This is a genomic window from Massilibacteroides vaginae, assembly GCF_900178525.1.
Taxonomy (GTDB): Bacteria; Bacteroidota; Bacteroidia; order Bacteroidales; family Tannerellaceae; genus Massilibacteroides; species Massilibacteroides vaginae.
Genome location: NZ_FXDJ01000009.1, coordinates 1,338,071 through 1,361,387, shown reverse-complemented (window position 1 = coordinate 1,361,387; position 23,317 = coordinate 1,338,071). Strand labels below are relative to the sequence as shown.

Below are 23,317 nucleotides of genomic sequence, written 5' to 3'. Positions count from 1 at the left end.
AAGCCCTTGAATCTTCCTTTTCATATCGCACGGCGTTATTTAATCTCAAAAAAATCACACAACGCCATTAATATCATCTCAATGGTATCGGTCTGTGGTGTGATGGTTGTTACGATAGCACTTGTTTGTGTTTTATCGGTTATGAATGGATTCAGCAGCCTGATCGCTTCTCTTTTCAGCGATTTTGATCCTCAACTGAAAATCATCCCAAAAACCGGAAAAGTATTTATTCCTTCTTCTCAAACGATAGATCGACTGAATGCCCTCCCGGAGGTATCAGTAGTTAGCCATGTGTTACAGGAGAACGCGCTGATCAGGTATGGCGAGCGACAAATGGTAGGGGTGCTAAAAGGTGTGGACCAGAACTACACGAAACAGATCAATATTGAAAAAACACTGATCGACGGGGTGTTCAAGCTAAAGGAGGATGTTGTGGATTACGCTACACCCGGAATTGGACTTGCTTACTTCCTTGGTCTTAAGCCCGGCTTTGTTGCCCCTTTGGAAATCTACGTTCCCAAACGAGACGAAAAGGTCAACATGTCAAACCCTGCCTCTTCTTTCAATATCGGCTATGCTTATACCGGCGCGATATTCAGCATCAATCAACAAGTTTACGACGACAATTACATGATCATTTCACTTGATCTTGCCCGTTCGCTGTTTCATTACGATGATGAAGTTTCGGCTCTGGAAATTAAATTGAATGATCGCGTTGATTTTGGTCATGCAAAAGCCGAGATCAGTCGTATTATGGGTGATGGTTTTCTGGTTCAGGACAGGGAGGAACAGCAGGCGGCTTCATTCAAAATGATGTCTATCGAAAAGTGGATGATTTTCCTTATTTTATGTTTTATTCTGATCATCGCCTTGTTTAATGTGGTTGGCTCTTTATCGATGCTAATGATCGAAAAGAAGAACGATGTTCGCACATTACGTAATCTGGGAGCAGACACCAAGCTGATTCGGCGAATCTTTCTGTTTGAGGGTTGGATGATCTCCGGTGTAGGTGGCGTGGTTGGTTTGCTGATCGGCGTTACGCTTTGTCTTTTACAGCAGAAGTTTGGATTTATCACGTTTGGAGGAGGCTCAGGAGCGTTTATCATTGACGCTTATCCTGTTTTAGTGTTATTCCGGGATGTTGTGATCGTTTTTGTGACTGTGCTCTCGATCGGTTTTCTTGCGGCATGGTATTCGGTCAATCATTTAGGCAAAAGGTGGATAGAATAAACAAACCCTTTCTTCTTGTTCCGAATCTTATGCAATCTCCGAAAACAAGCAGAAAGGGTCTGCAAAACTGAAAATAAAAAACTATTCTTTTGCTTGTTTTTTGGTGATTTTCATTTCAAGCACAAAAGCAATAATCAATCCAATACCACCAAACAACAGCACAGAAGCTCCGTAAGCAACGCCCGCCATATCATGGCGAAACCAATGTTCATTTACATAAGCGTCACTTTGCAACATCCCTAAGTTGATAAAGAAACCAACCAATAGTCCAAGACCTACTCCGGCCAATAAGGCTCCGGCCTTTAACGCGCTAAATGAAATATTATTTACAAAACCCGGGAAACGAATTTTCCCTTCTATCGCACTGGTATCGATCTTTTCACTTAGTTTTTCAATAATCGCAAGCCGTTCTTTTCTGCGAACAAATAGTTCAAAAACTCCATAAATAGCCGCAAATACAATTGCGCAAGTAAGCGGAACACTAATAAAATCCATCATAGCTGTAAATTTTAATTGTTTAATTGTCTGTTTGCTTATTGGACGCTGTAAAATAGCTTAGGTTACAGTCAGGCGGAATTAAATCACATGATTATGCAATTTATTCTTCTTGAGAGGACAGATTTTCTTGGTTACCGTTGTGTCTTCAGATGATGCCAAAGAAACAACCAGGCGGACACAGCCGCTAAGACATCCGAAAACGGAGAAGCCATCCAAACCCCGTTCAAACCATAGAACTTCGGAAGAATTAATATCGCCGGAATGAGATAAAGGCATTGCCGGCTAAGGCTGAGGAACATTGCTTTCCAAGCAACACCAATGCTCTGGAAAAATTGGCTGATCACAATCTGCGAACCCACAACAAAGAATACCGACAAACTTATTCGCAATCCATTAGCGGAGATATTAATCAGCTCGGCATCAATAGTAAACGCACGCGCAATCCATTCGGGGAATAAGAGACTACAAGATGCCCCTATAGAGGTTATTATTGTAGCGGCGATAATTACAAAGCGGAATGTTTCTTTTACTCTTGCCTGATTGCCGGCTCCATAATTAAAGCCGACTATCGGCTGCATACCTTGTGTAATACCCATAATCAGCATCACCAGTAACAACCCGATACTGCTGATTATCCCGTTTGCGCCGATGGCCAAGTCTCCACCGTGTTCTTTCAACGATTGATTCATGATCACATTCACCAAACTACCCGCCAACTGCATCGCAAAAGGAGACATGCCGATAGTAAAGATGCTTAACATAATCTGACGGTTAGGCTTGTAATATATTTTCTTAAACCGGATAATACTCTCATTCCCATAAAAATGCCTCAGCACAAGAATTGAAGTAACACTCATTGAAAAAATAGTTGCCCAGGCAGCTCCCTTAACGCCCCAATCAAACACAAAGATGAAAAGCCAGTCTAACACAACATTCAACACACCGCCCAGTACCATATAAGTCATCGCCTTACGGGGATAGCCCGATGCACGCATTATCGCGTTAAATCCAAAGCTCAATGCCGCCAAAAGATTACCGGGTATGGAGATATACAAATAATCTTTAGCATAGGGAATTGTTTGTTCGCTTCCTCCGAACAGCACAAGCAACTCTTCCATAAAAAGCATACTCGGAATGATGGTAAGGAATGACAGAATAAACGTAAGGGTAAAAGCATTCCCAAGTACATTTTCTGCCCTGCTATTTTCTTTTCTTCCCAGAAAAATGGAAACACGTGTAGCAGAACCTGCTCCGATAAGCATACCGAATGCTTGTAGAAACATCAGAATCGGAAAAGTAAGTGTTAATCCGGAAATAGCCAACGCTCCTACCGCCTGTCCGATAAAAATACGGTTTATAATATGGTAAAGCGCATTTACCATCGTCCCGATCACTGCCGGAATGGCATAGCTCATGAGTAAAGGCGCAATTTTTTGATTTTGTAATTTATAAGTAATTTCGTTCATTTTATTTATCCTTTGTTTTGATTAACTGTATTACTTCAAATACAGTTTTTGCTGTTTCCTCTTGTCCTGACGGGTAATTTATTCGTAGATCGGCAGGAGAGTTACAGACTACATGTATACGGTCTTTATGCACATCAGCCGGACGATAACCGTTTCTGAGCAAAGCATTTCCAACCCAGTACGAAGTGATGAAATCGCCTTCTACACCAATACAGTCGGTCGGTACTTCCACATTTAATTTTCCGGTTGTCGGATCAAACAGAATTCCGTCTTTTTCAAAGAAAGAACCGAAAGTACCGTTTAATATCAGATCTTCCGGAATACCGCATTTTACAGATCGTTCTTTATCTAATAACCAGAAACAATCTCCCATCTGTATAGCCATATCCATATCATGTGTGGATAGAAGTATTGCTTTATTTTGCTCAACCGCCAATTTACGAAGCAAGACCATCGTCTCTATCCGGCTTGTCACATCGAGGAAAGCGGTAGGCTCATCTAATAGAATGATAGGACATTGCTGCGCCAGTGCTTTAGCGATCATTACCTTTTGTTTTTCACCATCACTGAGTTCGGCTACCCGGTTATGTGCTTTATGTGCAATACCGGCAGACTCCAGTGCTTCTTGTATCACGCGGTGGTCTTCTTCCCGCAAACGGCCGAAGAAGCCTGTGTATGGATGTCTTCCAAAGGAGACTAATTCATAAGCTGTAATTCCTCCGGCATTTGTTTTTTCTGTTAAAACAACTCCAACCGCCAACGAAAAATCTAAAGATGAAAATAGATCAAGCCGTTTTCCCTGTAAATAAATCTCTCCGGCAAGAGCCTTTTGGAAGCCACAAAGTGTACGTAATAAAGTAGATTTCCCTGCCCCGTTCAGACCAAGCAGACAAGTTACTTCACCTGCATATAGACGAAGATTTAATCCTCCATGTACAAGTTTTTGCTTTCCTCCTTTCAGGGTATAGCCTATACCCAATTCCTTCGTTTCTATTACGGCTTGTCTTGTCTCGAACATCAGTTAAAGTATTGTATAGATTTCCGGTTTAACAATACATAAATGATAACCGGAGCTCCGAGCAATGGAGTTACCGCATTGAGAGGAAGGATTGTGTTACTTCCCGGAACAACCATCAATATGGTACATAATAAAGCGACACATGATCCGGCAATCAACGTAACAGGCAAAAGAGAATTATGATTAGAAGAACCCAACATCAGTCGGGCGATATGAGGAACCGCTAAACCTATAAACGATATCGGCCCACAAAAAGCAGTTACAGAAGCTGCAAGCAGACCTGTACAAAACAATATAAGAAAGCGGGTACGCTTAATTTTGACACCTAAATTCGCTGCATACATTTCACCCAGCAAAAGGGCATTCAATGGCTTTATCAATAAAAGGGCAATAAACAATCCGCTAAGTGAGAAGAGTGCAAAGTAAGGTAATTGTTCACGGGAAACTCCCGAAAAGTTTCCTAACCCCCACATTACGAAAGCATGCACCTTGTCTGCCGAAGCGTAATAGTTCAGTATGGAGATCACCGAGGATACCAAATAGCCGACCATAATACCGATAATAAGTAAGATCACATTGCTCTTGACTTTCGTGGAAAAAAAGATGATTACTCCCAGCACGGCACTGGCACCAACAAATGCAGCAAGAACAATCGTCAGGTAAGCGTTTATCGCCAAACCGGTCATTTGTCCGAAAGATCCGCCAAAATAAAGCATAACTGCTGCTACACCTAAGTTAGCTCCGTCTGTAATACCTAATATGGAAGGCCCCGCCAAAGGATTCTTAAAGAGCGTTTGCAGCAGGAGTCCGCTCCCGGCCAACGCAGCTCCGGCAAGAATAGCTGTGCACGATTGAGGAAGGCGTGATTGTAACAAAATATGCCCCCAGGCCGCGCGTTCGGCATCTTGTCCGGTCAGTATATTCCACACTTCACCCAAGGGTATCGAAACTGAGCCATACACCAGACTAATTACGAACAGCACAACAAGTAGCGCGGTTAGCAATACATATACGTAGCTTTTATTCCGGGTAAATACCATTGCTTGCAAAGGTAGTGATAAATCAAATGTTTCTCTTACGCAGAATCAACTTATAACTAATATATAGCAGCAATAACCAGAAAGGAATGAGTTTTACGGAAAGATCCATACCCGTAACCCACATGATTGCCAAAATACCGACAAGGAAAACCAGACAAATATAATTGCCAACCGGATACCACAAAGCCGGAAACATTGTTTTCTTCTCACCGGCTTTTTTCTTTACCCTACGAAAGAATAAATGGGTCAGAGTAATCATGATCCAATTTATGATCAGGGCAGAAACAACAAGTGACATCAGGTACTCAAACGCCTTTTCGGGGATTACTTTATTAATAATCACACAGATTGCCGCGAATACCGCAGATGCTCCTATTGCTGCAACAGGCACATGATGCCGGTTTAGCTTTCGTAAGAAGCGGGGAGCATTGCGCTGCATAGCAAGTCCATAGAGCATACGACTATTGCTGTACACACTACTATTATAGACTGAAAGAGCAGCTGTCAGCACCACAATATTCAACACATGGGCAATAATATCCGTGGCAAAAAAAGTATGCCCTAACACGGTAAATTCAAACCCTTTTAATGTACTGAATACCGCTACAAACGGGCTGCTTCCCTCCGTAATCGAACGCCAGGGAGATAAGGAAAATAGGATAACCAACGCGCCAACATAGAATATAAGAATACGATAGATCACCTGATTGGTCGCTTTGGGAATTGTCTTCTCAGGATTCTCGGCTTCGGCCGCCGTGATACCGATCAGTTCTAAGCCGCCAAAAGAGAACATGATAATAGCCAATGCGGCCAATAAACCATCAAAACCTCCGGCACCGTCCGGGGCAAAGACTCCTTTAGGGAAAAAGCCGTCATCATTCCATAAGTTTGACACACTCACGCCTTCACCTGCCGTTCCGCTAATCAACAGATAAGCACCAAACAAAATCATGGCAATAATCGCAACCACCTTAATAATTGAAAACCAGAATTCGGCTTCTCCGAATATCCTTACATTAGACAGGTTGAGCAGATTAATAACCACAAAAAAGAACAAACTGGACACCCACAACGGAATGTGCGGCCACCAAAATTGCACATACGTTCCGATCGCTGTCAGTTCCGCCATGCTAACCAAGATGTATAAAATCCAATAGTTCCAGCCCGATGCAAAACCGGGAAACGAACCCCAATATTTATACGCAAAATGGCTGAAGCTTCCTGATACCGGTTCTTCTACTACCATCTCACCCAATTGACGCATAATTAAAAAAGCGATTACCCCGGCTAAAGCATAACCAAGTATAACCGCCGGACCCGCTATTACCGCAGCTGGACCAATTCCCAAAAACAAGCCGGTTCCGATAGCTCCTCCCAGAGCGATCAATTGAATATGCCGGTTTGATAAACCTCTCTTTAATTCCTTCTCTTTCAAACTTTAATTCTATATAGTAAACGGTAAGTCGACAAAGATACAACGTTTTATTGAGATTAGTTTCTGTTGGAATGGAACTCGTTCACCCTTTTTTACTACTTTCGCATACTTTGAATAAAAAAATAAGGAATGGAAAAACATGAACTTTGCTGTGTAGGCCATATTACGCTGGATAAAATAGTTACTCCACGCAACACCGTACACATGCCGGGAGGTACATCTTTTTATTTTTCACACGCCATCAGGAGATTTCCGGATATCGACTTCACTTTAGTTACCGCGCTTGCCGAATCGGAAATGGCTGTTGTTGACGAATTACGCAATCTGCATGTTAATGTAGACGTAATGCCGAGTGAAAACTCTGTCTATTTTGAAAACATTTACGGCGAAAATCAGGACAACCGCAAGCAACGCGTGTTAGCAAAGGCTGATCCGTTTTCGGTAGAATTCCTGCAACACGTTCAAGCCAACATCTTTCATCTTGGCTCCTTATTGGCAGACGATTTCTCGACAGAAGTGATCCGTTTTCTGGCGGAAAAAGGACAAGTATCCGTAGATTCGCAAGGTTACCTGCGTGAAGTTAGAGACAAAAAAGTCTATGCAGTAGACTGGCCCGAGAAGGAGGAGGCTCTTAAGCACATTTTTTACCTGAAGGCCAACGAACACGAAATGGAAGTGCTAACCGGTCATTCCGACGTGAAGCAAGCGGCTCTGCAACTCTACGACTGGGGAGTAAGAGAAGTATTGATCACACTCGGAAGTATGGGATCCGTAATTTATGACGGAAATACATTTACCCTCATACCGGCTTATCGCCCAACCGAGGTTGTGGATGCCACAGGTTGTGGTGATACCTACATGACAGGCTATCTATACTGCCGCGCGAAAGGTAAAAGTATACAAGAATCCGGCTGTTTCGCAGCTGCGATGTCTACTTTAAAAATCGAAGCTTCGGGTCCGTTCAAAGGAACCAAAGAAGAAGTTCTGGATTGTATGACAAAAAGAGAACAGCGTTTACCGGAAATCTAAAGACAGTTCCGGTTTCTTTATATGGGGGTGTATCAATAGGTTTATATTACTTTTGATACACCCTTTTTCCTGTTCTGGATCCGGCTTACACCTCATCCGATTTATACGCATCACTGAATGTAACCATCAATACGATGCAAAGTCCCATCAACCCTACTACCATATAAGCATATTGCATATTGAACAATTGTGATATACCACCGATCAACAAAGGAGCTATTAGCGAACCGATAAAACTGATACTGGAGAGTATCGTCAACGCAATGCCTACAGGGGTTTTGGATTTGGCTCCAACAAAACTATAATTGGTGGGTACAATACAGGATATACCCAATCCTACCAACATAAATCCCAAGGAATTCACCACTACCTTAGCTGTCATTCCTTCAAAAAATCCGGCAATAAAAGCGGTCGTAAAGAAACCCAGGAAGATAAACGTTCCCGCAAGCTGCAACACTTTTCGTTTGCCCATCAAACCGTAAGCATAGTTTGTAAGGAATCGTCCTACTGTCATCATAACCATAAAGACCAGAAATCCGATTTGCATAGATTTAGGCACTTGCAGTACAGACTCGAAATAAACGCCACTCCAGTCGAACATGGCTCCTTCAATTACTAAGGCAAACAAACCGACCAGTCCCAACTGCAATAAAAGAGGTTCAGGCTTTTTCAGGAACCAGGGTTTTTCCGGTTTACCATCGGTTTCCGCGACAGTCTCTTCCGGGCGATCGTTACTCAAATAGCGTCCGCTGATCAGTAAGATAACACCGATCAACAAAGCAATCAACGTGAAATGGTAAGCCGGCGAAACTTCCCAAACAATCATTCCGAATCCAATCAGCGCGCCCAGGCAAGCAGCCAGACTCCATCCCCCGTGAAAAGAGGCGATAATGGTGCGCCCATAAGCCCGTTCTATAGCAATGCCCTGCGTATTCAACGAAATATCACACAGGTTCCAGAATATTCCAAAACTAAACAAGAACACACCCAGCAGATAGATTGAAGGCACCCAGCCGATAGCCAATAAAGACAGCGCATAGCCGGCAATACTGAATTTCACCATCACGCTGCTGCTAAGCTTCGTCACCAGATAACCGGCCAAAGGTATGGCAAGAAATTTTCCTACAGGAATGAGGAATAAAATAAGCCCCCAATAAAAAAGATAATCGGCGGCAAAAACTTCTTTAATATCCGGAATACGGCTTGCCCAGGAAGAAAAGCACAGACCCTGTGCCAGAAAAAAAGTAAGGACAGCATATCTGGCTTGTACCTTGTTCATGTGTTGATTATTTTCCATTGTCGTTATTGTTTATGACCTACAAAGGTAGCACGCTCTGACAAAAAGAATTGCGTGTATAACCGATTATTTGAATTAATATTCTATTTTTGAACCGATTTACTGACAAAATGGGAGAATTTTATCGAACTTCCACCTGAAAAAAGAGTAGTTTGCCGACCTTTTGGTCATTCTTTTTGTATGTGAATAAACAAAACAATCTATAATGAAAACAAACAGTTTATTGAGCTTCTTTGCTCCGAAGGACATTAAGTTCTTACCCATGTTGTCTGAAGCAAGCAACGTGTTGGTTCATTCTGCAGAATTATTAACACAGCTTTTTGATCAAAAAGGAAACGTAGACCGTGTGGAACTTTGCGGTCTGATTAAAGCAGAAGAAGTAAAAGGTGATAAAGTAACAGGGCGCGTATTTAAAGCCCTTAATGAAACGTTCATCACCCCGTTCGACCGTGAAGACATTTACGAACTGACCGAAGAAATCGACGATTCGATTGATGCGATCAACCGGGCCGCGCATAAGGTTTTACTGTACGACCCGCATCATCTGCCGGAATGTACAGCCGCATTATCGGATATTGTACGCCAAGCTACTGTTGAAGTTCAATCTGCGGTAGGAGAACTTTCAATCATGAAAAAAACAGACAAGCAGTTTCGTGAACATTGCCGTGAAATCAAAAGATTAGAAGAGAAGGCCGACATTGTTTATGAAGACGGCATCATCGCCTTGTTTAAACACGAAACCAATACGGTTGAACTGATCAAACTGAAAGAAATAATCCAGGAGTTAGAGAAGTCGGCAAATAAGATCAATAACATTGGTAAAGTATTAAAGTCTATCCTTGTAAAATACGCCTGATAAAAAGAAAACTATGACACTACTGATCACGATTATCGTTCTGGCGATCATTTTTGACTTTATCAACGGATTTCATGACGCGGCAAACTCAATAGCAACCGTTGTTTCCACACGCGTATTGAGCCCTTTCCAGGCGGTACTTTGGGCAGCAGCCTTTAATTTTGTCGCCTTTTTCATTGCGAAATATATTATTCAAGGATTCGGGATTGCCAGCACAGTTTCTAAAACTGTAATTCTGGATCAGGTAGGTAATCCTTCTACTATTCTTATTGCCGCACTGATCGCAGCAATTATATGGAACCTGCTCACATGGCGATTAGGTATTCCCTCTTCATCATCTCACACCCTGATCGGGGGATTAGCCGGAGCAGCAATAGCAGGCGGTGGATTTGATGCGGTACATGCTTCTACAGTACTGAAAATCGCATCTTTTATAATTCTGGCTCCACTCATCGGAATGGTGGCGGGAAACATCATCACCATTATCACCTACCACTTAGCGAAAGGGGCCAAGCCCAGCAAAGCCGAACGGTGGTTTAAGGGATTACAACTTGTTTCATCTGCCCTGCTGAGTGTTGGTCACGGACTGAACGACTCGCAAAAAGTGATGGGAGTAATAGCCGTAGCGCTAGCCTCCAATCAGATTTTAGATCTTCCGGCATGGATGGAAGTTTCCGAAGCTTCCATCGCGGCACATGACGGCGACATTGCTACTGCCGCCATGAATGAACACATCTGGATTGCCTTGGCTTGTTTCTCCGCTATTGCCCTCGGAACAATGGGCGGCGGATGGAAGATCATGAAAACAATGGGCAATAAGATCACTAAAATAACACCGACTGAAGGGTTTACTTCACAAACGGCCAGTGCCATCACCCTGTTTATCGCTGAAATATTCGCGATACCGGTAAGTACTACGCACGTAATTACGGGTAGTATTATGGGTGTAGGAGCCGTTAAGCGACTTTCTGCCGTACGCTGGGGAGTTACGATCAATCTGCTTTGGGCCTGGATTCTAACAATTCCTGTCAGCGCGGTACTTGCCGCTGTAACCTACTACATCATTTCTTTGATAGGCCTTTAATAGCCCCGCCGTATCCTTTGAGCAGTAAGGAGTTCAGACAAAATCCGTATCTTTGCTGCTCAAAAGAAAAAGCAGGTTATGAAAATAGGTAATATAGATTTAGGCGAACGCCCCGTGTTTTTAGCACCGATGGAAGATGTAACCGACATCGCTTTCCGTTTGATGTGCAAACGATTCGGAGCCGATATGGTATATACGGAATTTGTGTCATCCGACGCACTGATACGCCATGTAAGCAAAACAAAGGAAAAACTCATCGTTTCGGAAGAAGAACGCCCCGTTGCCATACAAATATACGGTCGCGAAGTAGACTCTATGGTAGAAGCGGCACGGATTTGCGAAGAAGCAAAACCCGATATTTTAGATATAAATTTTGGCTGTCCGGTAAAGAAAGTCGCCGGAAAAGGTGCCGGCTCCGGCATGCTCCGCAATGTTCCTCTTATGCTTGATATCACACGCGAAGTGGTGAAAGCTATCAACATCCCCGTAACGGTCAAAACCCGGCTGGGCTGGGATGTAGACAATCAGATCATCGTAGAACTTGCCGAGCAGTTGCAAGATTGCGGCATAGCCGCGCTTTCTATCCACGGACGCACACGCAGCCAGATGTACACCGGTGAAGCCGACTGGACTTTGATCGGTAAAGTAAAAGAAAATCCCCGCATGCACATTCCCATTATCGGAAACGGAGATGTTACTTCGGCAGCCGGTTGCAAGGAACGCTTCGACACTTACGGCGTTGATGGCGTTATGATAGGACGAGGCAGTATAGGAAGACCTTGGATTTTCCGCGAAGTAAAGCATTTTTTAAAAACCGGCGAAGAGCTTCCGCCCGAATCCTTCCAATGGTATTTAAGCATACTCAAAGAGCAAGTCAATCAAAGCATTGCGCGATTAGACGAACGTCGTGGCATTCTACATATCCGTCGCCATTTAGCGGCAACCCCCTTATTCAAGGGATTAGCCGATTTTAAAGCCACACGGGTTGCGATGTTGCGGGCAGCTACAGTAGAAGAACTGTTTAGTATAATTGACGAAATTCCCGAAAAATATCAATTAGAAGTTTAGAACGATCTAACTATAAATCCTTTATCTAAAATCTTTTTAAAGAAGAATACGCAATATAGCGTACTTGTTACACAAATTTAATTTACCTTTGTTTCGAGTTTTTTTCATAGTATTTTAGATATAAGGTTAACAACTCATTCTTCGGAACAAATCGTGAGATCCATTCCGGAAAATCAAAAACAGTTGGATAGAAGACTCCGGCTGACAGATAAGGCTACTCCAAAATTGGGGTAGCCTTTTTGTCCAGAATCTCCGCATAAAACTTCGTTGGATAATAGTCAGACAGGATGAGATGCTTCGACAAGCTCAGCATGACAGGGGATTGTTGTGCTGATTGTTAATATACAATCGGCTTATGAGGAGGTGAATGGAGGTGATTTTTCACATTACTATATCAAAAAAAATATATCCTTTATTTTTCAAAAAATAACCTTTATGTTTGAAAAAATAACCTTTATGTTTTTAGGGTTGTCAAGTATGCTGATTTACAGCAAGATACAAAACACTCTCCAAAAGCTCTTTTTCAGGGGTTAAACCATCATAAAATCGAGCTGTTTTCGTTCCAGATTTGCTTGTGCCACTTTGATGGTGATCGCATCTCCTAAACGATATTGGCGTTTTTTACGACGACCGATAAGGCAATAGTTTTTTTCATCAAATTCATAGTAGTCGTCGTCCAAATCACGAATGGGTACTAAACCTTCGCATTTGTTTTCATTCAATTCTACATAAATGCCCCATTCGGTTACTCCGGATATTACACCGTCATAAATACGTCCGAGCTTATCACTCATAAACTCTACTTGTTTATATTTGATAGAGGCGCGTTCCGCATTGGCTGCTGTTTGCTCCATCGTAGAACAATGCTCGCATACATCTTCATATTTACTTTTTATCACGCTTCGTCCGCCAACCAAATAGCGTTCCAACAGACGGTGCACCATCATATCCGGATAACGACGGATGGGAGAAGTGAAATGAGTATAGAAGTCGAACGCCAAGCCATAATGACCTACATTATCGGTAGAATATTTGGCCTTCTGCATCGCACGGATAGCAACTGTTTCAATCAGGTTTTCTTCCGGTTTGCCCTGAACAGTGTCCAACAGGCTGTTGATTCCTTTTGAAACCTCACTTTTCGTTCCATCAGTCTTCAACCGATAGCCAAAGCGCCGTATAAACGAAGCGAAGTTTTCCATTTTTTCAGGATCCGGCAATTCATGGATCCGGTACACAAATGTTTTCTTAGCCTGTCCTTTTTTTACTTTGCCAACAAATTCGGCTACGGTGCGGTTGGCTAAAAGCATAAATTCTTCAATCAGTTTATTGGCTTCTTTGGATTCTTTAAAATAAACGCTCAGCGGTTTACCGGTTTCGTCTATTTCAAACTTAACCTCATAGCGTTCAAAATTAATCGCCCCCTGTTTAAAACGACGGGCGCGTATTTTCTTTGCCAAAGCATCTAAAGCCAGAATCGCTTCTTTGTTTTCTCCTTCACCGGTTTCAATCACTTGCTGAGCATCTTCATAGGTATAGCGACGATCGCTCTTGATCACTGTCCGGCATATACGTGAATGTACTACTTCCGCTTCTTTATCTAATTCAAGAATAGTCGAAAAACATAGTTTTTCTTCATCGGGGCGAAGCGAACAGATTTGATTGCACAGCCGTTCGGGAAGCATAGGTATAGTTCTGTCTACCAGATAAACGGAAGTGGCGCGACTTTCGGCTTCACGATCAATAATACTACCGGGGGTTACGTAATGCGTAACATCGGCAATATGAACACCTACTTCTATATTTCCGTTTTCCAAGAGACGGTATGAGAGCGCGTCGTCAAAATCTTTCGCGTCTTTCGGGTCGATGGTAAAGGTAAGCACATCACGGAAATCTTCCCGTTTAGCGATCTCTTCAGGCGGAATCACTTCGGGTATTTTATCCGCGGCTTTTTCTACTGATGCCGGATATTTATAAGGCAAACCGAATTCTGCCAGAATTGCATGCATCTCGGCATTGTTCTGCCCGGCTGTTCCGAGGATATCGACTACCTCTCCTAATGGATTTTTCGCTTCATCGGGCCATTCTACAATACGCACAATCGCTTTATCTCCGTTTTTACCTCCGTTCAGTTTTTCTTTAGGGATAAATATATCGTTAGCCAATGTCTTATCTTCGGTTACCAGAAAGGCAAAGCCCCGGGCCACCTGTAGTTTGCCGACATACACTTTTTCTTTTCGCTCAAGCACTTCAAGCACTTCGGCTTCCGGCTCTGCACCTCTGCGTTTGGCAAGTAATTGCACTTTTACCTTATCGCCGGCCATGGCATGAAGCGAATTGCGTTCGGCCACAAACACAGGGCTTCCTCCGTCTTCGGGAATAAAAGAGTTTTTCCCATTGCTCCGACGCATAAATGTGCCTATGGCTACTGTTCCCAGACTATTCAGTCTGTATCTTCCACGATCAATTTCCGTGATTACATCGTCCGCACAAAGATCGAACAGTATATCGGATACCTGCAGCTTTTGAACAGCATTCTCCACACCAATAATTTTGCTTACCTGCTTGTAATTAAAAGGTTCTTTCGGAGAGGAATGAAAAAGGGACAGTATCGCTTTCAGCATGGCTTCTTTACGCATACGTGCTGCTTTTGGTTTCGTGCTTTTCACATCCTTTCCTTGATCTTTCTTCTTTCCTGATTTATTTCTATTCTTTGTCATATCTTTATCTTATAATTTTAGCTGAATAATACGTATGCCTCTTTACAAAGATAACATAAGTATATGAATATAAACGCTATCTCAGTCCAAGAATTCGCGGGGTAGGTTTACGAAATAAAGCCGGTGAGTTGCCCGTGTCAGAGCCGTATACAGCCAACGGTAGAAATCTTCACCCAGCATTTCTTCGGTTATATATCCGATATCCAGAAAAACGTTCATCCATTGTCCGCCCTGCGCCTTGTGGCAGGTCATCGCATAGGCATACTTTATCTGTAGCGCGTTGTACCAAACGTCTTCTTTAAGTTTTTTCATTTTGCCCGACTTCGTGGTTATGTCGGCATAATCTTCCAATACAGCATAAAACAAACGGTCGCTCAATTCTTTCGGCAAAGCAGGTGCTTCGGTTTGCAACGTATCGAGCAGTATTTTCACTTCTGCCTCGGTGTCGTCGTCCTGAAAACGCACCAATACATCGGCAAAACGAAAACCATAGAGTTCGGAAGTGCGCCTCACACGCAACACTTGAATAATTTCTCCATTAGCAATAAAACTAACGGCTTTTTCGCCCGGTTTTTCTTTTGATCTCCAGAAATAATTATTCCGCACCACCATCAGACGGTCGCCGGAAGAGAGTTCTTCTTCGCGATACAGAATACGATTACGAATCCCGTTATTGTAGATGTTGGCGCGTTTGTTCGAGCGGGTAATGATCATCGTTTCTTCTACGCCATCCAAACTGTAGGAAGAAGAAATGGTTTCAATCAGTTCATCTCCGGAAACTAATCGCAGATCATCGTATCCTTTCGTGAAAAGCAAGGGAAACCGATCTACTTCGTTTTTACTAAGATGGTCGCGAATAGCCGTCGCGTTGAATAATATCCCGGATTCGGTATCCTGCCTGACCACCTGAGTCAATGACGCGTCAAAAACCGTTAGTCCGTATCCTCTTAAAACATCTCCGTTCAAAGCCGGACTTTCAGTCTGAGTTATTGGCGGAAGCTGAGCCACATCACCAAGCAACAGTAAACGGCAGTTCTCGCCGGAATAAACGAAATGAATCAAGTCGTCCAATAAATGTCCGGTACCAAAAACAGAAAACTCAAAACCGTCGTTTGCAATCATAGAAGCCTCGTCAACCACAAAAAGCGTGTCTTTATGCGTATTAAACGCAGAATCAAAACCACCTGCTTCATTCGCAAAAGATTTCTGACGATAAATTTTCTTATGAATCGTATTTGCCGGTTCGTCCGCGTAAGACGAAAAAACTTTAGCAGCCCTTCCCGTAGGAGCCAACAGCACTCTCGGCTGATTAAGCGCTTTCATTGTCTTAACCAAAGCAGAAACCAAGGTTGTTTTTCCTGTTCCGGCATATCCTGTAAGTAAAAAAACGGTGTCACTTTCACGAGCTAATAAAAAGTCACAAAGCTTGTTTAGAGCAAAAAATTGATTTTCAGTAGGGGTATGTAAGAAATTTTGTATAACTTGGCTGCGCAAATAACTATTTATCATTTTTGTACACAATAATTTTAGTGATAAAGATAGTGGATTAAAGATTCTTTTTTAAATTTGCCGGATGAAATAAATTAAAATAAAATATAACCATGAAAATTGTACTACAAATTGTATTAGTCGCAGCAATTGCTCTGTTGACTTATATGTGTTACGAAAGCGTAATGACTCAAGTCCGATTTGAAGACTTAGGTGAAGCGCGTAAAACTGCGATTACCACACGCCTGATTGAAATTCGTAAAGCTCAAATCGAATATAAAAACAGATACGGTACACATGCCGGATCGTTTGATGAGTTGGCTCGTTTCCTAAACGAAGACAAACTTCCGTTTATCATTAAAGAAGGTGTTTTGACAGACGAACAGTTAGAAAAAGGTATGACTGAAAAAGAAGCTGTTAAACAAGGTCTTATCAGACGTGACACTTCATGGATAACAGCTAAAGACACTATTTTCAGCAGCAATTATGATGTAGCTTCAATGCGTTTCGTACCTGGAACACAGACAACTTTCAAAATGGACACGGCAACACTTCTTTCGGGAACAGGTTATACGGTAAAAGTATTCGAATGTGGCGTTTTATATGATGACTACTTAGGAGATCTTGACGCTCAGCTACTTTACAACCTCAAACATCAGGCTGAAGTATACGAAAAATACCCTGGCTTACGTGTTGGTTCATTAACAGAGATCAACAACAACGCAGGAAACTGGGAATAATCTATAAAACTATCCTATATGGCGGTCAGTATCCCTGATACGTTAACTATAAATAGTTCAGAAAGATATATTTTATCCATCCGGATCAGTCCGGATGGATTTTCTTTTTCTGGAACTATACCCGATAAGAGAAATAGTTTCTTTTATCGCCATATCGCTTTCGATCGCTCGGGAGATTACACAACTTTTCTTAAGGAGACTTTTTTTGAGGAAGAATGTCTCGCCTGGACGTACAAGAAAATCAATATCTATTGCTTCGCACCCGATTATCTCTACGTACCTGAAAGCTATTACAACGACGAAAAAAAGGATAAGTTAATGCGGTACGCCTTTCTCAATCCGGCCGAAATAAGCATATCAAATCCTTTATTCTCCGGGCAAGGGCATATCCTCTTCGGCCTTGAAAAGGAAGTGTATGAATTTCTTTCCCGTTCATTTGTAAATCCGGAATTTATCCATCACATGGCTCTTCCTTGTTACACATGGAAACAACAAAGCGAGCTTTCATTCTCAGGGCAAATGCATGTGATTCTAAACAAAAAAACAATCGACATCGCTTGCTTTAAGCGTGGCGAACTGAAATTCCTCAATTCTTTTGAATATTCAACCCCGGACGACGCTCTTTATTTCATATCTTATACGTGGAAACAAACGGATATGGATCAGCTAAAAGATCGTCTGTTCATTTTTGGTGATTTGGAGCAAAAGAAAGCCTTAATTACCAATCTTAAAAATTACATTCATTACGTTTCTGAAATGGAGCTTCCGACAGATGTATATCTGCGCAATCCGGAACTCATGCAAGCTCCATTTGATATAATCTTATCTGTATGCGAATAATAAGTGGAAAATATGGGCGCCGTCGTTTTTCGGTTCCTTCTTCATTCGGGGCACGCCCCACAACTGATTTTGCCAAAGAAAATTTATTCAATGTGTTGACCAACTTTATCGATTTAGAGGATGTTAACGACGCCTTGGATCTCTTCTCGGGAACAGGCAGCATTGCATTTGAACTAATTTCAAGGGGATGCGAAAAGGTTACGGCTGTTGAAAAAAACAATGCGCACGCTTCTTTTATTGCCAAAGTAGCAAAAGAACTCAAAACAGATGCCTTGAATCTGATTTACGGAGATGCTTTCCGCTTTCTGAATACCGCCAAACCCGAATCATTCGACCTGATATTCGCTGATCCTCCTTATGCATTAGCCGAACTCAAACAAATACCTGAGCTGATTATCGAACGTAACCTTTTGCGCCCGGAAGGAATCTTTATAATGGAGCACCCGAAGGAGTTTGACTTTTCTTCTTTGCCTTATTTTTACCAAAAACGGGTTTACGGATCGGTTAACTTCTCTCTTTTTCTTAAAACAGAGGAGAAAACAAACGCATAAAAGATTCTGTAAGCCGTTGCTTAAGTGGTCTTTTAAGCCATACGGAAGGGATTAACAGATCGCTCTCTTTCATATCTTCAAAAAACACGTCTTTCATCTTCAGCGCAAATTCCTGATCGTAAACAAATGCGTTCACCTCAAAATTGTGCTCAAAACTTCGAAAATCCATATTGGCAGATCCGATAACCGTCAGGTCATCGTCGATTACGATTAGTTTCGCATGCAGAAATCCCGGCTTGTAGAGGTAGACCTTTACGCCCGACTTTTCCATCTCATCAATAAATGAGTGACTGGCCATATTCACAAGGTGTGTGTCTGATTTATTTGGAAGCATCAAACGGACATCTACTCCGGCAAGACCGGCTGTTTGAAGTGCTTGGTTCAGTCCTTCGGTTGGCAGAAAGTAAGGCGTTTGGATGTAAATGTATTTTTTCGCATTGGAAACAGCGTAGATTGTGGCCTGCAACAACGTTCGCCATATCCCCACCGGGCCACTTGTTACGACCTGCATCAGGTTATTATTGAATAACTGAGGCTTGGGATAATAAACCGGCGTGTCGATCAAGTGTTTGGTCACAACATACCAATCGACCAGGAATACCGACTGTAACCCATGCACTCCCTTTCCTTTAAACCTAAAATGCGTATCTCTCCACTCGCCCCATTCTGTTCCGGCTATATAACGATCCGCAATATTCATTCCTCCCATATAGCCGATTGCTCCATCTACCACAACAATCTTACGGTGATTACGGTAATTCACTTTGCTTGTCAAAACCGGAAACACCACCTTCAGGAAAGAATAAACCTCGACTCCTTCGTTTTGCATTTCTTGATAAAATGCGTTTTTTACTTCCCATGATCCCACATCGTCATAAAGCACACGTACTTTAACTCCCTCTTTGGCTTTGGCTATTAAGGCGTTTTTTATTTTTGTTCCTATCTCATCATCGCAAAATATATAATATTGTATATGTATGTGATGCTTTGCGCTAAGAATATCGGCCAACAGATCACTAAATTTCTCTTCTCCCGCAGTGTATATCTTGATTTCTGTACCGGGTAGAAGAGGCGCTTGATTGCTCGACTCAAGGAGTGTTATCAAAGGGCTGTATTTTTCAGGAGCCTTACAAATCTCCTTTTTATAGCCACCCTGAAGCGGTCGCATCTTTATACGTTTATACGTACGCCGGGATATGATCCGTTGTTTGCGATTATCCTGTCCGAAGAAAAAATAGAAGATCAGCCCGATGGCGGGAATGAATAACAATACGATTACCCACGGTATAGCCTTCAAGGGATTGCGGTTCTCGGTAATGATCACCAGCACTAATCCCAAGATTGTTACGGCATACAGAACAAAAAGGATGGTTCCTAAGACCGTTTGCATTGGTATGAACAAAAACATTTCCATCAAGCGTACGCATAAAAGGCTAATAAAGATAGAAAATGTATTTGGATAAACAAACGAACCCGTTATACATCAGAAGCGACCACCCGGGTGTTGACCTCCAAAGCCTCTTCGTCCACCTGGACCTCTCGCGTCGGAAGCAGATGCTCCTCCTTTAAACACACTGAATTTATAAATTAAATGCACCATGAAATAACTTTGCAGCGTATTATATTCCGAATAAGTTGTTGCATCCGCCGTCGCATTGTAGGAGATATTGCTACGTTGCTGCAGGATATCATAAACCTTTAGTCGTAGCGTTGCCTGATTTCCTTTCAGAAAACTCTTTGACAGCGCGGCATTCCACATCAACTCTTCCTGTTGGAAACCGCTTTCATAACCGGAGTTCGTAGAGTAGTTAATATCACTTTCCAGCTTGAAGTTATAGGGGAAATAAATCGCTGTACGCGCGCCGGCCACGTAATTGAATGTTTCCAGGTTGTTTTGTTTCTGAATGGAGTTTTGTGTTTTATTGAAAACGATACTTCCGTTTACACCCAAATCAAACAAATCCGAACGATAATCAATACCGGCATTTTCAGAAAGTCGAAGTTGCCTGTTCTTATTCTTCACGGCATCTGTTAAACCGTACCTGTTACTGAAAGAAGCAAAAGTCATCGAGTTTACAGAAAACTTTTTGTTCTTTAGCGGAGTATTCATCATCATGCGCACATTCCCATTGTAGTTGCCGTTTATATTTTCATACGTAGTTTCTCTTTTTCCTCTATCCGTTTTACTGTAGTTAATGGCAGAAATAATATCATTAATCACATAGTTCGCATTCGCCATAACTACAAAAGCAGTCTGCTTTTCGGGCATAAATCGATGAAACCGTACAGACAGGTTATTTGTATAGGTAGGCTTCAGATCCGGATTACCAACAATGGTATTCAGCGGATTGGAAATATCAGGTACCGGCTGCAACTGCGTCATACTGGGCTGACTTGTTCGTCCGTTATACCAAACACGCAGATTCGTTTGCTTGCTGAACATATAGTTGAACTGTGCCGTAGGAGAGAAATTAAGCACATTGCGGGAAAAACTGGAGAGCACTGTTGAGCCCACAAAGTTTTCGCTCTTGCTATACGATGGGTCCACATTGAACCCAAGGGTATAATTATATTTTGCCCGTTGCGCTTTAAAACTCACTCCGACCCGTTGTGAGATAAAATCATTCCGGAAATTCTTGCTGTATGCCGTATCCAACTGATTATAATCTCCGGATTCAAACTCCCGGTTATACGAGTTTTTCAAAGATTCCTGTCTGCGCTGACTAAAGCTATACGTAAACTGCAGGAAGTTGTTGCGCCCTAAAGGCTCAACCCAAGAAGCGAACGCCCTGTAATTGAAACCGGAATTATCATACCTGATACGCTGATCAAGAATACTATCGTTCGCATTATACACTTCTTCTTTGTAATAATAATCCTCGTCCGTATACGAGTCGCTCAATCCTCCCGATAAGGAAGCACTAAACACCCTGCCCTTTGAATTTAACTTGCGGCTATATTCTAACCGGGCACTTAAATCATACCCTTCACCCTCGGAGTTATTTTTTGAGTTGACCCGGCGAATCGTATCCATATCCTGATTCAACACATCCGTCAGCTCGTCTCCCGTGGTGGAAGTCCGGCTATAACCAATTTCCGGACGGAAAATTATATTAGTTAATGTATCAGGCTTCCATTCCAAACGAAATTCAGCACCCACATTATCACTTATCGGATTACTTTTATTATTTGAATATTCCAACAAAGAGCTATCCCCGGTTAGAAAACTTTCTTTACGAATCGCACTTTTAGCATCGTTGTCCGAATGCGAATAGCGCGCATTACCGGACCAGGTCAATGCCGGATTAAATTCCTTGCTGAAGTTCAGGCCGGCATTTCCGGACGAAGTAATTCCGTTGCCGGCGCCTCCCCTACCCCTGAAACCGCGTCCGCCACCCGAGAACATGGTAGAGGCCAAGTCAGAAAATCCCATGTTATTCGTATTGTTCAAACCACCCATAAAGGTCATCTGGTCGTTGTTCACAAAACGGTTCACCATCGCGTTTCCTTCATAGCGATCTTTGCTGCCGTAACCGGCAAAAGCATTTCCAAACCAACCCTGCTTCATTCCCGGTTTCACCGTCAGGTTGATTGTTGCTTCTTCATCGCCATCATCAAAGCCGGTCATCATTGTCATGTCGCTCTTACGGTCGTACACCTGAATTTTCTCCACCATTTCGGCCGGAAGATTTTTGGAAGCCACCTTCGGGTCGTTGGTAAAAAACTCTTTCCCGTCGACCATTATTTTCTTGATTTCCTTTCCATTCACCGTTACCTTTCCATCCGCGCTGACCTCTACACCCGGCATTTTCTTCAAAAGATCTTCCAGCATAGAGCCCTCGGTAACCTTATACGAATCGGCATTATACTCTACCGTATCATTCTTCACAACTACTTCCGGTGCCTTACCTACCACAACAGCCTCACCTAACGCTATCGCGCCATCGCTTAGTTCTAATTTACCCACATTCACCGGATTCGTTTTTCCTGTAATACCGAGCGGTTGATAAAAATGATCGAATCCCACAAAGGATACATGCAATAAATAATTTCCGGGCCGGATATTCTTTAATCTGAACGAGCCGTTTTTCGCACTCACTACCCCACCAATCAAGGTGCTGTCTTTCACATTAAGTAATCTGATAGTAGCCTGTTCAATAGGCGTTTCATTTCCTTCTTCAACAATCTGCCCGGTAATATCCACCCGGCTACCCTGTTGAGCAAACACTAAAATCGGAGTGATCAACAACCACACAAGCAAAAGGGAACGATTTAATTTCATAATCAGTCTTTAGTAATATTTTTTATACTGAACTAATAGACGCAAGATTGCCCGATACGTTTAATCTATATAAAACATATTCACATTTATTAACCAGCATCAGGATTAAACCGTGTTTCCGGACAAAAAAGGACGTTAGACTATGCTGCACACCATTATCCGAATTTTACGGATATACATTTTTTAAGCTAAATATTATTTATTGTAGTTAACAGAAAAACCAAGCCTTTTAAATCCGGTATCACCCCCTTTTAACACGCCGGCGAAGGGTTGGCTCCCTATTTTGCCTGCCCTCCTGAAAACGAACCGCAAGCACACTTTTCCGCCCCACTCCCTTTTCGAAAAAACAACATTACTATGTTATTCCGAAGATAAAGGTTAGTTTTTCAAAAATAAAGGATATAAAAAAAAGAATATACCTATGTAATTTTAAAACAACGCAGGCTTGCCGGATAAAATAATCGGAGTTTTACACACTAAATGAAAATTATTCTGTTTTAATTTACAGCTTATTCACTATTCTTCTCCTTGTATTAACATTATTATACATTATTCAGTCATGCCAACGCTTCATGAATTTTCGTTTTTTATTATACATTAACAATTTCGCCGATGGCAATAACTATCAAAAATCGATTTTCGGGTGTAACTTTCCCCTGTCTTCTGCGTCCATACATA

General features: G+C 42.3%; 18 protein-coding genes. 8 read left to right on the top strand and 10 right to left on the bottom strand.

Going from position 1 to position 23,317, the window contains the following annotated elements:
- The first annotated feature begins 6 nt into the window (after window positions 1–6).
- Window positions 7–1,230 (top strand): FtsX-like permease family protein, encoded by a 1,224-nt coding sequence (locus B9Y81_RS14060; protein WP_085537536.1) that lies wholly within the window; start codon window positions 7–9, stop codon window positions 1,228–1,230.
- 81 nt (window positions 1,231–1,311) lie between these two features.
- On the opposite strand, the gene B9Y81_RS14055 is transcribed toward B9Y81_RS14060, so the two are convergent.
- The 5 genes from B9Y81_RS14055 to B9Y81_RS14035 all read right to left on the bottom strand — a co-directional run bounded on the left by B9Y81_RS14055 (window position 1,312) and on the right by B9Y81_RS14035 (window position 6,687).
- Window positions 1,312–1,728, bottom strand: coding sequence for a DUF6249 domain-containing protein (locus B9Y81_RS14055; RefSeq protein WP_085537535.1), 417 nt, complete (start codon window positions 1,726–1,728; stop codon window positions 1,312–1,314).
- Window positions 1,729–1,859: 131 nt separating this feature from the next.
- Window positions 1,860–3,194, bottom strand: coding sequence for an MATE family efflux transporter (locus B9Y81_RS14050; RefSeq protein WP_085537534.1), 1,335 nt, complete (start codon window positions 3,192–3,194; stop codon window positions 1,860–1,862).
- A 1-nt stretch (window position 3,195) separates the two neighbouring features.
- Entirely contained in the window at window positions 3,196–4,212 is a 1,017-nt protein-coding gene (locus B9Y81_RS14045) for an ABC transporter ATP-binding protein (protein ID WP_085537533.1), read from the bottom strand.
- A complete protein-coding gene (locus B9Y81_RS14040; protein WP_085537532.1) occupies window positions 4,212–5,252 on the bottom strand; it encodes an iron ABC transporter permease in 1,041 nt (346 codons plus the stop codon). Before B9Y81_RS14040 ends, B9Y81_RS14045 begins: the two co-directional genes overlap by 1 nt.
- A 22-nt stretch (window positions 5,253–5,274) precedes the next feature.
- Window positions 5,275–6,687: an amino acid permease gene (locus B9Y81_RS14035; protein ID WP_085537531.1), complete on the bottom strand. Its 1,413-nt coding sequence runs from the start codon at window positions 6,685–6,687 to the stop codon at window positions 5,275–5,277.
- A 129-nt stretch (window positions 6,688–6,816) separates the two neighbouring features.
- Between B9Y81_RS14035 and B9Y81_RS14030 the strand changes: the two genes are divergently transcribed.
- A complete protein-coding gene (locus B9Y81_RS14030) occupies window positions 6,817–7,716 on the top strand; it encodes a PfkB family carbohydrate kinase (RefSeq protein WP_085537530.1) in 900 nt (299 codons plus the stop codon).
- 85 nt (window positions 7,717–7,801) lie between these two features.
- Here B9Y81_RS14030 and B9Y81_RS14025 read toward each other — a convergent pair whose 3' ends face one another.
- On the bottom strand, window positions 7,802–9,013 hold the full coding sequence (locus tag B9Y81_RS14025; protein WP_085537529.1) for an MFS transporter: 1,212 nt from the start codon (window positions 9,011–9,013) through the stop codon (window positions 7,802–7,804).
- Window positions 9,014–9,218: 205 nt separating this feature from the next.
- On the opposite strand from B9Y81_RS14025, the gene B9Y81_RS14020 reads away from it, so the two are divergent.
- The 3 genes from B9Y81_RS14020 (at window position 9,219) to dusB (ending at window position 12,021) form a co-directional block, all read left to right on the top strand.
- Entirely contained in the window at window positions 9,219–9,869 is a 651-nt protein-coding gene (locus B9Y81_RS14020; protein ID WP_085537528.1) for a DUF47 domain-containing protein, read from the top strand.
- 13 nt (window positions 9,870–9,882) lie between these two features.
- Window positions 9,883–10,953: an inorganic phosphate transporter gene (locus B9Y81_RS14015; protein ID WP_085537527.1), complete on the top strand. Its 1,071-nt coding sequence runs from the start codon at window positions 9,883–9,885 to the stop codon at window positions 10,951–10,953.
- Between the two features lie 78 nt (window positions 10,954–11,031).
- Complete coding sequence (gene dusB, locus B9Y81_RS14010; RefSeq protein WP_085537526.1) at window positions 11,032–12,021, top strand: tRNA dihydrouridine synthase DusB; 990 nt, start codon at window positions 11,032–11,034, stop codon at window positions 12,019–12,021.
- 530 nt (window positions 12,022–12,551) lie between these two features.
- On the opposite strand, the gene rnr is transcribed toward dusB, so the two are convergent.
- Window positions 12,552–14,738 (bottom strand): ribonuclease R, encoded by a 2,187-nt coding sequence (gene rnr / locus B9Y81_RS14005; protein WP_085537525.1) that lies wholly within the window; start codon window positions 14,736–14,738, stop codon window positions 12,552–12,554.
- Between the two features lie 81 nt (window positions 14,739–14,819).
- Complete coding sequence (locus tag B9Y81_RS14000; RefSeq protein ID WP_085537524.1) at window positions 14,820–16,247, bottom strand: ATP-dependent DNA helicase; 1,428 nt, start codon at window positions 16,245–16,247, stop codon at window positions 14,820–14,822.
- A 92-nt stretch (window positions 16,248–16,339) separates the two neighbouring features.
- Here B9Y81_RS14000 and B9Y81_RS13995 point away from each other — a divergent pair, with 92 nt between their 5' ends.
- From B9Y81_RS13995 to B9Y81_RS13985, 3 genes are read left to right on the top strand one after another with little or no spacing between them, the layout of a single operon-like run.
- Entirely contained in the window at window positions 16,340–16,966 is a 627-nt protein-coding gene (locus B9Y81_RS13995; RefSeq protein WP_085537523.1) for a hypothetical protein, read from the top strand.
- An 18-nt stretch (window positions 16,967–16,984) separates the two neighbouring features.
- On the top strand, window positions 16,985–17,806 hold the full coding sequence (locus B9Y81_RS13990) for a DUF3822 family protein (protein WP_085537522.1): 822 nt from the start codon (window positions 16,985–16,987) through the stop codon (window positions 17,804–17,806).
- Window positions 17,797–18,357, top strand: coding sequence for an RsmD family RNA methyltransferase (locus B9Y81_RS13985; RefSeq protein WP_085537521.1), 561 nt, complete (start codon window positions 17,797–17,799; stop codon window positions 18,355–18,357). The genes B9Y81_RS13990 and B9Y81_RS13985 overlap by 10 nt, the downstream gene beginning before the upstream one ends.
- Here B9Y81_RS13985 and cls read toward each other — a convergent pair.
- Complete coding sequence (cls, locus tag B9Y81_RS13980) at window positions 18,329–19,765, bottom strand: cardiolipin synthase (RefSeq protein ID WP_085537795.1); 1,437 nt, start codon at window positions 19,763–19,765, stop codon at window positions 18,329–18,331. The two genes, B9Y81_RS13985 and cls, sit on opposite strands and share 29 nt — an antisense overlap.
- A gap of 75 nt (window positions 19,766–19,840) precedes the next feature.
- The gene (locus tag B9Y81_RS13975) at window positions 19,841–22,639 is read right to left on the bottom strand and encodes a TonB-dependent receptor (protein WP_085537520.1); all 2,799 of its coding nucleotides are present in this window, start codon (window positions 22,637–22,639) and stop codon (window positions 19,841–19,843) included.
- Between the last annotated feature and the right edge of the window lie 678 nt (window positions 22,640–23,317).

Coding starts and splice junctions, on each gene's coding strand:
- B9Y81_RS14055 (WP_085537535.1), bottom strand. CDS start 1,728: ATGATGGATTTTATTAGTGTTCCGCTTACTTGCGCAATTGTATTTGCG.
- B9Y81_RS14050 (WP_085537534.1), bottom strand. CDS start 3,194: ATGAACGAAATTACTTATAAATTACAAAATCAAAAAATTGCGCCTTTA.
- B9Y81_RS14045 (WP_085537533.1), bottom strand. CDS start 4,212: ATGTTCGAGACAAGACAAGCCGTAATAGAAACGAAGGAATTGGGTATA.
- B9Y81_RS14040 (WP_085537532.1), bottom strand. CDS start 5,252: ATGGTATTTACCCGGAATAAAAGCTACGTATATGTATTGCTAACCGCG.
- B9Y81_RS14030 (WP_085537530.1), top strand. CDS start 6,817: ATGGAAAAACATGAACTTTGCTGTGTAGGCCATATTACGCTGGATAAA.
- B9Y81_RS14025 (WP_085537529.1), bottom strand. CDS start 9,013: ATGGAAAATAATCAACACATGAACAAGGTACAAGCCAGATATGCTGTC.
- B9Y81_RS14020 (WP_085537528.1), top strand. CDS start 9,219: ATGAAAACAAACAGTTTATTGAGCTTCTTTGCTCCGAAGGACATTAAG.
- B9Y81_RS14015 (WP_085537527.1), top strand. CDS start 9,883: ATGACACTACTGATCACGATTATCGTTCTGGCGATCATTTTTGACTTT.
- dusB (WP_085537526.1), top strand. CDS start 11,032: ATGAAAATAGGTAATATAGATTTAGGCGAACGCCCCGTGTTTTTAGCA.
- rnr (WP_085537525.1), bottom strand. CDS start 14,738: ATGACAAAGAATAGAAATAAATCAGGAAAGAAGAAAGATCAAGGAAAG.
- B9Y81_RS14000 (WP_085537524.1), bottom strand. CDS start 16,247: ATGATAAATAGTTATTTGCGCAGCCAAGTTATACAAAATTTCTTACAT.
- B9Y81_RS13995 (WP_085537523.1), top strand. CDS start 16,340: ATGAAAATTGTACTACAAATTGTATTAGTCGCAGCAATTGCTCTGTTG.
- B9Y81_RS13990 (WP_085537522.1), top strand. CDS start 16,985: ATGGCGGTCAGTATCCCTGATACGTTAACTATAAATAGTTCAGAAAGA.
- B9Y81_RS13985 (WP_085537521.1), top strand. CDS start 17,797: ATGCGAATAATAAGTGGAAAATATGGGCGCCGTCGTTTTTCGGTTCCT.
- cls (WP_085537795.1), bottom strand. CDS start 19,765: ATGTTTTTGTTCATACCAATGCAAACGGTCTTAGGAACCATCCTTTTT.
- B9Y81_RS13975 (WP_085537520.1), bottom strand. CDS start 22,639: ATGAAATTAAATCGTTCCCTTTTGCTTGTGTGGTTGTTGATCACTCCG.